Source organism: Undibacterium sp. WLX3042, from assembly GCF_049544825.1.
Classification (GTDB): domain Bacteria; phylum Pseudomonadota; class Gammaproteobacteria; order Burkholderiales; family Burkholderiaceae_D; genus Undibacterium.
This window is the reverse complement of sequence record NZ_CP186698.1, coordinates 1,665,800-1,679,003: the sequence shown is the minus strand read 5'-3', so window position 1 is coordinate 1,679,003 and position 13,204 is coordinate 1,665,800. Positions and strand designations below refer to the sequence as shown.

Sequence of the window (13,204 nt, the reverse complement as noted above, 5' to 3'; positions counted from 1 at the left end):
ATTTAATACGCAGTTTTTACTTCATTTACTTTCATTCAGCGCATCGACCTTCTGTTTCAGCCAACGATCGACCGAAGGGAACACGAACTTTGATACATCGCCGCCAAACATCGCAATCTCACGCACGATCGTGCCTGAGATAAACTGATACTGGTCGGAAGGCGTCAGAAACAGCGTTTCCACATCCGGCAACAGATAACGGTTCATCCCTGCCATCTGAAACTCGTATTCGAAATCCGATACTGCCCGCAAACCGCGTACGATCACACGGGCATCATTTTTCCGGACAAAATCCTTGAGCAATCCGGAAAAACTCTCTACCCGCACATTCGGATAATGACCGAGCACTTCATTCGCAATACTCAGGCGTTCTTCCAGCGAGAAAAATGGCCGTTTGTTTTTACTGTCGGCAACACCGACCACCAGAGTATCAAAAAGACCTGAGGCGCGACGCACCAGATCTTCGTGACCGCGGGTCAGCGGATCAAATGTTCCCGGATAAACGGCTGTGACCATCTTGACTCCCTATTTTTTCGCTATTTGCGCTATCTGCATAATGATATGCACTAAATTGATCTGGCATTATGCCTGATTTCCGTGCGCATTATGCTGCAAAATGTTGCGTCGCAGAATATGGAAATACACACTTCCGGCTTTATCCGCCCGTATCACCTGCCATCCGCACAGCAATTCCTGCATCTCAGGGGCACTGCTTTGCTCCTCGAGCGGAAATTCTGCCTCGACATACACATACCCATCGTCACTCAGCACGTCACGGCAAACGGGCAAAATTTTTGCCAGCCAGCCTTGCCCGAATGGTGGGTCCAGCAGGATCAGATCAAATTTTTTCCCTTCGGCAGCAGCATTCGTCATCACTTTACCGGCGTCACCTCTGAGCAACTGGCACTGGATTGCTTCCAGCTTGGCTTTCACCTGTTCTAGCTGTTTAAACGCCGGCGTATGCGACTCCACCATCGTGACCAAACGCGCGCCGCGGCTGGCGGCTTCAAATCCCAGCGCACCACTGCCGGCAAATAAGTCCAGACAACTGACCTGCGCCCAATTCGTATCAAAAAGATGATTCAACCAGTTAAATGTGGTTTCACGGACACGGTCTGGCGTTGGTCTCAGACCATCGGCATCGACAACGGTCAGGAGGCTGCGCTTCCACTGACCGCCGATGATACGCACCTGATGGGCTGTTCTTTGAGGAGATACGGGTTTTTTAGTCCTGGTTTTCATTAGTTGAATGACACTGGTAAGTCAAATTACCCGGCGCGGTCTGTTAGAATGGCTGCATTCTAATACTTGGGTCAGCAGTTTGCAGCTCCCCCTCTCCGACAAAATCATCCGATGTTTAGTTTTTTCAAAAGAAAACCCAAAGAAGAACCGGTAATAACACCGGAAGTCGTTGCTACGCAGACTTCTGCGGTGTCAGCAGCGACGCCTGTTGTGACGCCGCAGACGATCGCAGAACCAGTAACGCAGCCGGGTGTCACAACACCACCGGTGGCAGTCACAGAAGCCGTCCCAGCACCGGTGCCAGCAGCCCAAACTGAACAAAAGCGTTCATGGCTGAGTCGTCTGAAAGCTGGTCTGGCAAAAACCTCATCGAATCTGACCACTCTGTTTGTTGGCGCACGCATAGACGACGAACTGTACGACGAACTCGAAGCCGCTTTACTGACCTCGGATGCGGGCGTCGAGGCTACGCTGTTTTTACTCGATGCGCTGAGAAAGAAAGTCAAAGAAGAAAAATTAACCGAAGCAGAACAAGTCAAAACAGCGCTCAAAGCTTTGTTGCTGGAATTGCTCACACCTTTGCAAAAGCCGCTGGAACTGGGTCGTCACCAGCCTTTGGTCATGATGATTGCCGGCGTCAACGGTGCCGGAAAAACCACCACCATAGGCAAACTCGCGAAGCACATGCAGGTGCACCATCAGTCCGTGTTGCTGGCGGCTGGCGATACTTTCCGCGCGGCAGCCCGCGAGCAACTGTCGGTGTGGGGTGAGCGCAATGATGTGACTGTGATTTCGCAGGAATCAGGTGATCCTGCAGCGGTGGCATTTGACGCTGTTGCGTCTGCACGAGCACGCGGCACCGATGTCGTGATGGTCGATACCGCGGGGCGTTTGCCAACGCAGTTGCATCTGATGGAAGAACTGAAAAAGATCAAACGTGTGATCGGTAAAGGTATGGAAGGCGCTCCGCAGGAAGTGCTGCTGATTATTGACGGCAACACAGGACAAAACGCGCTGGCGCAAGTACGGGCATTTGACGATGCATTGCAACTGACCGGTTTGATCATCACCAAATTAGATGGCACGGCAAAAGGCGGGGTTCTGGCTGCGATTGCAAAGACACGCCCGATACCCGTCTATTTCATAGGCATCGGCGAGCAAATCGAAGATCTGCAACCATTCAACGCGCAGGAATTCGTCGACGCCTTGTTTAATTAAAATTAAAGACAGTCAGTGCAACGACCATGATCGAATTCGATAACGTCACTAAACAATATTCGCGTGATGCCTACGCTTTGCGCGATATCTCTCTGACCATCCAGGATGGAGAACTCATTTTTCTGGCGGGGCCTTCCGGTGCCGGAAAATCGACTTTATTAAAGATGATCGCAGGCATAGAAAAACCGACCAGCGGTCATGTCATCGTCAATGGCCAGGACATCAGCAAGCTCAAAACCGGCAGCCTGCCGTATTTACGTCGTAAGCTCGGTCTGATTTTACAGGATCAGAAATTACTCACCGACCGCAGCGTTCTCGCCAACGTCATGCTGCCTCTGATTGTGACTGGCGCTGCCTCGGGTGAAGCAGAATCGCGCGCCTGCGTCGCACTGGAAAAAGTCGGCTTACTGGATAAAGCCAATGCCCTGCCGCTTGAACTCTCCGGCGGCGAACAACAGCGTGTTGCGATTGCTCGTGCAATCGTGAATCGCCCCAAAATCATTCTGGCCGACGAACCAACAGCGTTTCTGGACAGAGATAATGCGAATAAAGTGCTGAGCGCGTTGAAAGCATTCCAGAGTGCCGGCGTCACCTGTCTGATATCGAGTCACGATGAACAATTTCTGGATCAGGCCGACCGTGTGATCTATCTGAGCAATGGACAAATCTCGGACTCATGGACAACGGGCGCTGCCGCCTGATTGTCTCCTGATCTTACGCCTTCAAGGAAATCCTTATGACGATCTGGTTTCGTGAACATCTGTTTGCACTGAAAAGCGCATTCACCCACTTGCGCGCCGGCACCGGAAATTTCATCTTCAATGTACTGGTGGTCGCCATCGCACTGGCACTGCCGATTGCTGGTCTGACACTGATAGAAAATATCCGCCCGGTCTCTTCACAATTATCGATAGAGCCGGAAATCAGTATTTTTCTGACGACTGATACCGTGCGTGAAAATGCAACTGCATTGTCAATACCAATCAAGCGTCTTCTGAAAGAGAGCAACATCAGCGGCAAACTGAGCTTCACGCCTAAAGAAAAAGCACTGGCAGCGATGCAGGATGCTTCCAGTCTGGCAGAGGTGTTATCGACACTGGGCGGCAATCCCCTACCGGATGCTTATGTACTTTCGCTGTCAAACAACGATGCAGCAAAACTCGATAAACTGGTTGAGCAACTTCAGGCCTTGCCCGATGTTGAGGTGGTTCAGGTTGACTCAGCCTGGGTAAAACGACTGGCTGCACTCGTACAGATATTGCAGATAGGCTTGCTGTTTATGGCAACGACACTCGGAGTCGTCGTGATTGTGGTCGTGTTTAACGCGACCCGTCTGCAAGTCATTTCGCATCAGGCTGAAATTTCCGTGACCCGTTTATTAGGTGCGACCAACAGCTTTATTCATCGCCCCTACTATTACACTGGTGCGCTACTGGGTCTGCTGGCCGGTAGCCTGGCGCTGGCTGCCATCGCTGCCTCGCTGCAGCCATTGAATCAGGCCATTGCCGAATTTGCCAAACTGTATGCGTCCGAATTCCGGCTGGTACCGCTGGGGCTGATCCCCAGTCTGCTGCTGCTCGGTGTCAGCATGCTGCTGGGTCTGGCCGGTGCTTATCTCTCTGTCCGCCGGCAACTGGCTCGAGCAAACTAAGCGTTATCCATCGTTATCTGCAACTTTCCCCGGAATCGCAGGTCTAATCAGTAAAGGTAAGCAAATTGAGAAGCTTGCTGGAATTAACCGGGAAAGTCAGCTGTATCACCAGCCCTGGTAAAAGCTTATTGATACAACAGGCTGCAGTCTGGAATTTCAGCTTTCTCACCTGGCCTCATCATATTAAAAAGATCATTTTCACGAGAATTAGCACTCTTCGCAAGAGAGTGCTAATATAGGGAAATAGTACGTTTGTTCAGAGTTATTTTTGCTCGGACCGCAGTATTTGAGAGGAACAACATAATGACTTCAAGACAACTTATTCCGGCATCAGACAGCACTGCGCTGGCCTTGGGCTTCAGCGGCACGCTGGGAAATATTGACGCCTATATTTCGGCCGTCAACCGTCTGCCTATGCTGACGCATGAAGAAGAAATCGACCTGGCGACCCGCCTGCGTGACAACAATGATCTCGCAGCGGCGCAGCAAATGGTCATGTCACATCTGCGTCTGGTGGTATCGATCGCGCGCGGTTATCTTGGCTATGGCTTGCCACATGCTGATCTGATTCAGGAAGGTAATATCGGCCTGATGAAAGCAGTCAAGCGCTTTGACCCTGACCAGGGTGTGCGTCTGGTGTCGTATGCGATGCACTGGATTAAAGCTGAAATGCACGAGTACATTCTGAAAAACTGGCGTTTAGTCAAAGTCGCGACGACTAAAGCGCAACGCAAACTGTTTTTCAATCTGCGCAGCCACAAAGAAGGTCTGGAAACCATGTCGCCTAAGCAAATTGATGCGCTGGCGAAGACCCTCGATGTGAAACGCGAAGAAGTGATCGAAATGGAAATGCGTTTGTCTGGTCGCGATATCGCGCTGGATGCACCTACCGATGACGATGACGATAAATTCGCACCGATCGCTTATCTGAAAACGGAATCAGAAGAGCCTACGCAAATATTGGAATCGCGCCAGTATGACCGTTTGCAAAGCGAAGGTTTAGAATCAGCATTGTCGAAACTGGATGCGCGTTCACGCCACATTATCGAGTCGCGCTGGTTGAAAAATGACGATGGTTCTGGTGCGACGCTGCACGAACTGGCAGATGAATACGGTGTTTCAGCCGAACGTATCCGTCAGATTGAAAGTGCGGCGCTGAAAAAAATGAAAGGTGCGCTGGTCAGCTTTTCCTGATCAGACCGCACATAAAAAAAGGCACTCTGCGGAGTGCCTTTTTTATTGTTTATTCCCTGAAAATATGAAAATCGGGGGAGTATCTGCCATTTTGCATCTAGCGTCATTGAAAACAAAGGGCACTAAAATATACTCCCCCCAGTATATTTAAGGCTCAGCAGGCCGTTTTATATGCCCGCGCCAGCTGTTCAGCAAAATTACTTCAGTAACAGCTTTAAATCATGCACGATAGGCTCCGCACCTTGTCCATGGCGTAGGAATAAACGGATACGGCCTTCGGTGTCAAAGACATAGCTACCTGCCGTATGATCCATGGTGTAACTGGTCGGCGTTTTTCCGGCAACCTTCTGGTAATAGACTTTGAAGTCTTTCGCCACTTTTGCCGTCGCGGCAGCGTCGCCATATAAACCCAGGAAGCGCGGGTCAAAGTTCGGCACATACGCCGCCATCAATGCCTGCGTATCGCGTTCTGGGTCTATCGTGACGAACAGCACCTGCACCTTATCTGCGTCCGGCCCGAGTTTCTGCATCACGTTCGCCATCTCCACCATCGTGGTTGGACAGACATCAGGACACTGGGTATAACCGAAGAACATGACCACCAGCTTACCGCGGAAATCTTTCAGTGTACGAGCCTTGCCATTGTGGTCGGTCAGGGCAAAATCCTTTGCGTAATCAAGCCCGGTGAGGTCGGTATTATTGAATTTCTCTCCGGATTTGCCGCAAGCCGCCAGCCCTGCGATCAGAATGCAGGCGAATATTTTTTTGAGTAAGCTCATAGTCGTATGTAGTGATCAACCAGCAGCGCCGCAAACAGCAGCGACAGGTAAATGATCGAATAAGCAAATGTTTTACGTGCAAGAATATCGTTGTAGTTGCGATAAATCTGCCACGCATACCAGAGGAAGATGGCCCCGAGAATGACGGCGCTAACCAGATAAATCAGACCGCTCATCTGCACGGCATAAGGCAGCATCGTCGTTGCGAATAAAGCAATCGTGTACAGCCAGATATGAAAGCGGGTAAATTCGGGGCCATGCGTCACCGGCAGCATAGGCAGACCTGAGCGGGCATAATCATCACGCCGGTACATCGCCAGTGCCCAGAAATGCGGTGGTGTCCAGACAAAAATGATCATCACCAGCAACCACGCTTGCATAGGCACATCGTTCGCTACCGCGGCCCAGCCAAGTGCTGGCGGCATCGCGCCGGATAAGCCGCCAATCACAATATTCTGCGGCGTCGCCGGTTTCAGAATAATGGTATAAATCACGGCATAACCGACAAAAGTCGTAAATGTAAGCCACATCGTCAGCGGATTGACCAGTGTGTACAGCACCCACATACCGGCACCGCCAATCACACCTGAAAACAGTAAGGTCTGCGATACGCTGATTTCACCGGCCGCAGTGGCGCGACGCGCGGTACGTGCCATGCGCGAATCGATTTCACGCTCCACCAGACAATTCACCGCAAAGGCGGCTCCCGCCAACAGCCAGATACCTATGGTCGCAGCAACCACGACGCGCCAGTCGGGTAAATCAGGCGTGGCCAGAAACATGCCGATGACGGCACAAAACACCGCCAGCTGTGTTACTCGCGGTTTGGTCAGCGCCCAGTATTGAGCAAAACGGTTGGAAGTCAGGCTTAATGTAGTCATATCAATCAGTATGTGGCAGCCAGTTTCGTCTGCCTGACCCGGTAGTTTAACATGGTCAGCAACAGCACTAAGACAGCCGCTCCGCCGTTATGTAATACCGCCAGCAACAAGGGCCAGGAAAAAAAGACCGTCGACACACCGATCGCGAATTGCGCGGCAATCGCCAGCATGAGTTGGAGCCCCAGACGCTCAACTCCCGGTGAGTGCATAGCACGCCACGCAACTGCAGCGACCACAAGCGCAACCAGCAGAGCAAAATTGCGGTGTACCCAATGAATAGCGACCAAAGCCATAAATGGCAGATAATCGCCGCTCACAGTCTGCCCCAGTTGGCGCCACAAACTGAATCCGTGTTCAAAATCCATCGTCGGTATCACCGCACCATTACACAAGGGATAATCGTGGCAAGCCAAGGCTGCATAGTTAGTACTGACCCAGCCCCCCAAGGCAATCTGCATGAAGAGTAAGACTAGGGCAAGCATCGCGGGCCAGCGCAAGCCAGATACCTGCGCCGTCTGAATGACATGCGCCTGACTATGCTGCTCGAGCGACGCCGATAACAGCGCCAGTAAGCCCATCCCCAGTAGCAGATGCGTGGTCACGATCACGGGTTGCAGTTTTAACGTCACCGTCCACGCACCGAATGCCCCCTGCAGACAAACAAACACGAACAAAAAGCTGGACAGCCACGGCGAAACGCCGGTCACATGACGTCGCCACCACGCGAGAACAACCTGAGCGATGATCAGAACGCCGACACTCATCGCCAGATAACGGTGAATCATTTCTATCCAGGCTTTTTGCAAGGTCACCGGACCATGCGGCATCGCTGCCTCTGCAGCGCGGATATCGGCATGCGATTGCAAAGGATTTGCCTGACCATAGCAACCGGGCCAGTCAGGACAGCCGAGGCCGGAATCCGTCAGCCGGGTAAAAGCACCGAACATGATCAGTTCAAACGTCAGCGCCACAGTTACCGCAATCAGCTTGCGGTGTTTGTTGGTGTCCCGCGACCAGAATACGACCGACAAAGGCAAAATGGCGACACACAAACCTATCAGAGCAAGTTGTAAAAACATGAATCACCCTATCGCCGACGCACGCAACAGCTTGCTGATATCTTTTTTAATCTTGTTCGGATCGGCATTTTTCGGAAAACGCATCATCAGGTTTCCGAGCGGATCAATCATATAAATGTGTTCGCTGATCTGATTGCCATCTTCGGTCGGCAACCATTTTCTGAGCGCATCCGCATCGGCTTTCAGCACATGCATGCCATCGTATTCGCGCAGTAACAATGTATCGACAGGCTGCTCGTCAATGACTGCCCAGACCCGTTCGATTCGGTCCATTTCCTTGCCCTGAGCGAGTCTGAGTTGGCGCAAGTCATACAGCTTTTTCTGACATCCGGCGTCGCAGGAACCGCTGCTGATCGTCAGCATGATCCATTTACCGCGATACGCCGTCAAGCCGTTCTGTTTATCCGCCTTATCCGCATCCGTCGTACCGAGTAAGCGTGCATGCAGCTCCGGCATAGGATACTGACGCGGATCGAGTATCGTGCCGTAATTGGTTCGGCCTTCGGGCTTGATCACGTAGTAAGCGAGATAAGACGCTATCATCGGTGCGGCACAGACGGCCAGCACGATAAATAATTTCCAGCGTCCTTTAGTTTTTTGATTCTGCGTTTTTTGATTCTGCGTTTTTTCCACGACGTATTCCTGTCACTACAAAAAAAATCCCTGCCATCAATGACAAGGCATACCACTGAAAAGCATATCCTTTGTGTTTATCAATTCCCAGCGAAGCCGCAGGCCAGTCGCGTCGCAGATGGTCTTCCGATGGCGACGTCTGCTCAACAATCAAAGGATAAAATGCTAACCCGGTTTCCTTTTCAAGACTGGCGATCTCAAGATTCTGCAAAATCGCACCAGGCTTATACGGTTCTGGCTGCCCCAGCTGCATGACACGCTCCAGATGCTCTTTGACAATACCCTGAATTTCTATCGTACCTGACGGTGTGAGCAAGCGCGGCAACACGGTTCTGTCCTGCGGGTTGCGTGCCTGCCAGCCGCGTGCGACCAGTACATGCCGCCGGCTACCCTCAAGCTTAAATGGCATCAGTACGTACATGCCTGCCCTGCCTTGCATGGGGCGATTATCCAGATACATAGGCCAGGTATCGAGAAACTGACCGCGTAACATCACCTTGCTGTAGGGCTGCAATTGCTCTTGCGGAGTATCGCTGCGCCATTGCGTGGCAGCGCTGTGCATGCGTTCCGCCATCTTTGCGGCAATCGCTTCTTTTTCCGCAGCACGCCGGCTTTGCCACATGCCCAGATTCAGCCCCACGACAACGACAGCAATGGTCGCGAGGAAAGGTAATAGTCTGAAACGGAAAGAAATAGGCATGAAAAGCATTACAATAAGAAATTGATCAATCCGGCATCACACTTAGTCAAAGAATCAGTATGAAAATTCTCGTCGCCATTGCTTTTTTCCTCATCATCTTCAGCATGGGATCAGCATTAGTTTATCTGATGAAGGACAAAGGGCGCAGTAACCGTACTGTCAAAGCACTCGCTTTCCGTGTCGGCTTTTCCATCAGCTTGTTTATCCTGATATTACTGGCCAATCATTTCGGGCTGATTCAGCCTACCGGCATCAAATAAGTCACCAACATCTTTAGCGATAATAAAAAGCCGCAACACGTGTGCGGCTTTTTTATTTAAAAATGAATCAGCTCAGTCTGTTATGCGGATCACAGCCAGTAGACAACGACATACAAGCCCAGCCAGACCACGTCAACAAAGTGCCAGTACCATGCGGCACCTTCAAAAGCGAAATGCTGTTCAGGAGTGAAATGTCCTTTCAGCACGCGGAACAAAACTACCGACAACATGATCGCGCCCATCGTGACATGGAAACCGTGGAAGCCAGTCAGCATAAAGAAAGTCGAACCGTAAATACCGGAGGTCAGTTTCAGGTTCAGTTCGCTGTAAGCATGCATGTATTCATAAACCTGGAAGCCCATGAACACCGCCCCCAGCAATATTGTGGCAGCCAGCCAGAATGCCGTAGTACCGCGATGACCTGCACGCAAGGCATGATGCGAGATCGTCAGTGTCACGCCGGAAGTCAGCAACAATGCAGTGTTGATCGTTGGGATAGGAAATGGTCCCATCGTTTTAAATGCTTCAACCGTACCGGCAGGGCCGGCATTCCCCCATTGCGCTGAAAAATCCGGCCATAATACTTTGTGATCCAGATCTGCCAGCCAAGGCATGGAAATACTGCGGGCATAAAACAATGCGCCGAAAAAAGCAGCAAAGAACATGACTTCTGAAAAGATGAACCAGCTCATGCTCCAGCGGTAAGAGACATCAATCCGGGCGCTGTATTTGCCACTTTCCGATTCAGCGATCGCGTCGCCAAACCAGTTATACAACACGACCAGCGTCAGAAAAACACCCGCAAAGTTAACGTACGAGCCCCAGCTTACCGCATTCACCCAGGCAGATGCGCCTATCATGGTCAGCAACAAGGATGCTCCCGCCAAGACTGGCCACTTTGACGGTCCAGGCACGAAGTAATAAGGGGCTTTCGCGTTTGAAGTACTCATTTCCATCTCCCGATACATTTGAATGTACTACTCGAATTATTATTTTGCGACGACAGACTTGACGACCAGCACCAGCACAAAAATGAAGATCAGGGCGCCGATGATGCCCGCGATGATCACATGCACAGGATTCAGATGCGCAGCGTCCTGCTCGTAATCGTTTTTCTTACGGATACCCAGAAACGACCAGAACACCGCTTTCATCGTCGCCAGAAACGATACCTTGCGTTGCGTCGCCTGCTTCAGATCACTCATGTTTTTCCTTGTGTGCCAGAACTTGCTACCTTGCTCTTACCACCGACTTCAAAAAACGTATATGACAAGGTGATGGTTTTTACATCCTTCGGTAATGCCGGATCGATGTAAAACACCACTGGCATTTGTCGTGCCTCGTTCGCATTCAGCGTCTGCTGCTGAAAACAAAAACACTCCATCTTTTTAAAGTAATTACTTGCCTGCTGAGGTGCGTAGCTCGGTATTGCCTGCGCGTCCATCTTGTAAGGCTGCTTGTTCACCACCTCATACACAACTTGCGTCATTTCACCAGGATGCACCTTGATGCTGGCAACCGTAGGGCGGAAACGCCAGGGCCCTTGTGTGTTTGCATCAAACTCAACAGTAATTTCACGCGTTTTGTCGATTTGAGAATTGCTGACTTCCTTTAACGAAATATCTTTTGGCGTCAGGATATTCACACCGGTCAACTCACAAATCTGTTTGTAAATCGGTACCAATGCATAGCCAAAACCAAACATCATGACTGCGATCAGCAGCAGTTTGCCAAACATTCTGGCATTCAGCTGATGCGCTTCGGTCTTCGTGTTTTCGTCTGATCCGGACATCAGGTATTCCGCTTCACCGCAATAAACCCTGCTTAACAAACACGCCGATAAAAAAGATCAACGCGACAGATAGCAGGATTAATGCAGTACGTAAGTTGTTAGGTTTGTTGTCGTTGTTCATTTTTATTCAGAGGTACCGGAAAATTATCCGGCACCTCTGCCTTTATTCATTATTTAACGACAGGAGGCTCTTCGAAGGTGTGGAACGGTGCCGGACTTGGTACTGTCCACTCCAGCCCTTCTGCACCTTCCCATGGTTTTGCTGGTGCAGCTTTACCACCTCTGATCGAAGGAATCACGACTGCCAGAACGAAATACACCTGCATCAATCCGAAACCAAACGCGCCGACTGAAGCAACCGTATTCCAGTCCGTAAATTGCGCCGGATAATCAGCATAACGGCGTGGCATCCCGGCCAATCCCAGGAAATGCATAGGGAAGAAAGTGATGTTGAAGGTAATCAGCGACAACCAGAAATGAATCTGACCGCGTGTTTCGTTGTACATGAAGCCTGTCCATTTCGGGCTCCAGTAGTAGTAACCCGCGAACAAGGCAAACAGCGAACCGGCAACCAGCACATAATGGAAATGCGCGACCACGTAGTAGGTATCCTGCAACTGAATATCAATCGGCGTCACAGCCAGTATCAGCCCGGTAAAGCCGCCGATGGTAAAGACAAAAATGAAACCAACCGCAAACAACATCGGCGTTTCAAAAGTCATCGAGCCCTTCCACATCGTTGCCACCCAGTTAAATACTTTCACACCGGTAGGAACCGAGATCAGCATGGTAGCATACATGAAGAACAACTGCGCCGTCACTGGCATACCGGTTGTGAACATGTGATGCGCCCAGACGATAAACGACAGAATCGCGATGGATGCAGTTGCATACACCATCGATGCATAGCCGAACAAAGGCTTGCGCGCAAACGCAGGCACGATCTGAGAAATAATACCGAACGCTGGCAAAATCATGATGTACACCTCTGGATGTCCGAAGAACCAGAAAATGTGTTGATACATCACAGGGTCACCGCCACCGGCCGCGTTGAAAAAGGACGTGCCGAAATGACGGTCAGTCAGGGTCATGGTGATCGCACCAGCCAATACCGGCATCACCGCGATCAGCAGGTAAGCAGTAATTAACCAGGTCCAGCAGAACATCGGCATTTTCATCAGTGTCATGCCTGGAGCGCGCATGTTCAGAATCGTAGTGATGATGTTGATCGAGCCCATAATCGACGATGCACCCATGATGTGGACTGCGAAAATCGCCATGTCCATACCAGGTCCCATTTGTGTCGATAGCGGTGCATACAGCGTCCAGCCTGCAGCGGTCGCACCACCCGGCACCCAGAATGACGACACCAGCAGAATTGCAGCGGGCGGCATCAACCAGAATGAGAAGTTATTCATCCGAGCAAATGCCATGTCGGATGCGCCGATTTGCAGCGGAATCATCCAGTTGGCGAAACCAACGAATGCCGGCATGATCGCACCGAACACCATGATCAGACCATGCATGGTCGTGAGTTGGTTAAAGAGTTCAGGTTGCACCAGTTGCAGCCCGGGCTGAAATAACTCAGCGCGGATAATCAGGGCGAGAACACCGCCCGATAACAGCATCGTGAAGGCAAACCATAAATACAGACTACCGATATCTTTATGATTGGTAGCAAATAACCAGCGGCGGAAACCATGAGGATGGTCGTGCGCGTGGTCGTGCGAATGATCGTGAGCGTGATCAACAGTTGTGGTGCTCATCTTGTCTCC

17 protein-coding genes are annotated in these 13,204 nt (G+C 51.0%); 5 read left to right on the top strand and 12 right to left on the bottom strand.

Translation table 11 applies throughout. From position 1 onward, the window contains the following. Positions 1–21: 21 nt before the first annotated feature. Complete coding sequence (gene coaD / locus ACPAOP_RS07605; protein ID WP_186884474.1) at positions 22–516, bottom strand: pantetheine-phosphate adenylyltransferase; 495 nt, start codon at positions 514–516, stop codon at positions 22–24. A 66-nt stretch (positions 517–582) separates the two neighbouring features. Then, on the bottom strand, positions 583–1,242 hold the full coding sequence (gene rsmD / locus ACPAOP_RS07600; RefSeq protein WP_423679082.1) for a 16S rRNA (guanine(966)-N(2))-methyltransferase RsmD: 660 nt from the start codon (positions 1,240–1,242) through the stop codon (positions 583–585). 111 nt (positions 1,243–1,353) lie between these two features. On the opposite strand from rsmD, the gene ftsY reads away from it, so the two are divergent. From ftsY to rpoH, 4 genes are all read left to right on the top strand, one after another. Further along, positions 1,354–2,460, top strand: coding sequence for a signal recognition particle-docking protein FtsY (gene ftsY / locus ACPAOP_RS07595; RefSeq protein WP_423679081.1), 1,107 nt, complete (start codon positions 1,354–1,356; stop codon positions 2,458–2,460). A gap of 26 nt (positions 2,461–2,486) precedes the next feature. After that, positions 2,487–3,161 carry a cell division ATP-binding protein FtsE gene (locus ACPAOP_RS07590; protein ID WP_212680198.1) on the top strand — a complete coding sequence of 225 codons (675 nt, stop codon included), beginning with the start codon at positions 2,487–2,489 and terminating at the stop codon, positions 3,159–3,161. A 35-nt stretch (positions 3,162–3,196) separates the two neighbouring features. Then, on the top strand, positions 3,197–4,111 hold the full coding sequence (locus ACPAOP_RS07585) for a cell division protein FtsX (protein WP_423709838.1): 915 nt from the start codon (positions 3,197–3,199) through the stop codon (positions 4,109–4,111). A 303-nt stretch (positions 4,112–4,414) separates the two neighbouring features. Then, on the top strand, positions 4,415–5,305 hold the full coding sequence (gene rpoH / locus ACPAOP_RS07580) for an RNA polymerase sigma factor RpoH (RefSeq protein ID WP_423679078.1): 891 nt from the start codon (positions 4,415–4,417) through the stop codon (positions 5,303–5,305). Between the two features lie 197 nt (positions 5,306–5,502). Here rpoH and ACPAOP_RS07575 read toward each other — a convergent pair whose 3' ends face one another. From ACPAOP_RS07575 to ACPAOP_RS07555, 5 genes are read right to left on the bottom strand one after another with little or no spacing between them, the layout of a single operon-like run. Beyond that, positions 5,503–6,084 carry an SCO family protein gene (locus tag ACPAOP_RS07575; protein WP_423679077.1) on the bottom strand — a complete coding sequence of 194 codons (582 nt, stop codon included), beginning with the start codon at positions 6,082–6,084 and terminating at the stop codon, positions 5,503–5,505. Continuing rightward, positions 6,081–6,965 (bottom strand): heme o synthase, encoded by an 885-nt coding sequence (gene cyoE, locus ACPAOP_RS07570; protein ID WP_423679076.1) that lies wholly within the window; start codon positions 6,963–6,965, stop codon positions 6,081–6,083. The genes ACPAOP_RS07575 and cyoE overlap by 4 nt, the downstream gene beginning before the upstream one ends. 5 nt (positions 6,966–6,970) lie before the next feature. Next, positions 6,971–8,044 (bottom strand): COX15/CtaA family protein, encoded by a 1,074-nt coding sequence (locus ACPAOP_RS07565; RefSeq protein WP_423709837.1) that lies wholly within the window; start codon positions 8,042–8,044, stop codon positions 6,971–6,973. A gap of 3 nt (positions 8,045–8,047) precedes the next feature. Then, positions 8,048–8,677: an SCO family protein gene (locus ACPAOP_RS07560; RefSeq protein ID WP_423679074.1), complete on the bottom strand. Its 630-nt coding sequence runs from the start codon at positions 8,675–8,677 to the stop codon at positions 8,048–8,050. Continuing rightward, complete coding sequence (locus tag ACPAOP_RS07555) at positions 8,634–9,377, bottom strand: SURF1 family protein (RefSeq protein WP_423709836.1); 744 nt, start codon at positions 9,375–9,377, stop codon at positions 8,634–8,636. Before ACPAOP_RS07555 ends, ACPAOP_RS07560 begins: the two co-directional genes overlap by 44 nt. Before the next feature lie 59 nt (positions 9,378–9,436). Here ACPAOP_RS07555 and ACPAOP_RS07550 point away from each other — a divergent pair, with 59 nt between their 5' ends. Next, on the top strand, positions 9,437–9,637 hold the full coding sequence (locus ACPAOP_RS07550; protein WP_423709835.1) for a twin transmembrane helix small protein: 201 nt from the start codon (positions 9,437–9,439) through the stop codon (positions 9,635–9,637). An 89-nt stretch (positions 9,638–9,726) separates the two neighbouring features. Here the strand turns inward: ACPAOP_RS07550 and ACPAOP_RS07545 are convergent, their stop codons facing one another. From ACPAOP_RS07545 to ctaD, 5 genes are read right to left on the bottom strand one after another with little or no spacing between them, the layout of a single operon-like run. Next, positions 9,727–10,587, bottom strand: a complete 861-nt coding sequence (locus tag ACPAOP_RS07545) for a cytochrome c oxidase subunit 3 (protein WP_423679072.1) — start codon at positions 10,585–10,587, stop codon at positions 9,727–9,729. Positions 10,588–10,626: 39 nt separating this feature from the next. Then, positions 10,627–10,842: a DUF2970 domain-containing protein gene (locus tag ACPAOP_RS07540; RefSeq protein WP_186884461.1), complete on the bottom strand. Its 216-nt coding sequence runs from the start codon at positions 10,840–10,842 to the stop codon at positions 10,627–10,629. Next, on the bottom strand, positions 10,839–11,429 hold the full coding sequence (locus tag ACPAOP_RS07535) for a cytochrome c oxidase assembly protein (protein WP_423709834.1): 591 nt from the start codon (positions 11,427–11,429) through the stop codon (positions 10,839–10,841). Before ACPAOP_RS07535 ends, ACPAOP_RS07540 begins: the two co-directional genes overlap by 4 nt. Before the next feature lie 13 nt (positions 11,430–11,442). Beyond that, a complete protein-coding gene (locus ACPAOP_RS07530) occupies positions 11,443–11,550 on the bottom strand; it encodes a cytochrome oxidase small assembly protein (RefSeq protein WP_212680188.1) in 108 nt (35 codons plus the stop codon). A gap of 49 nt (positions 11,551–11,599) precedes the next feature. Continuing rightward, a complete protein-coding gene (gene ctaD, locus ACPAOP_RS07525) occupies positions 11,600–13,195 on the bottom strand; it encodes a cytochrome c oxidase subunit I (RefSeq protein ID WP_423709833.1) in 1,596 nt (531 codons plus the stop codon). Positions 13,196–13,204: the final 9 nt, after the last annotated feature.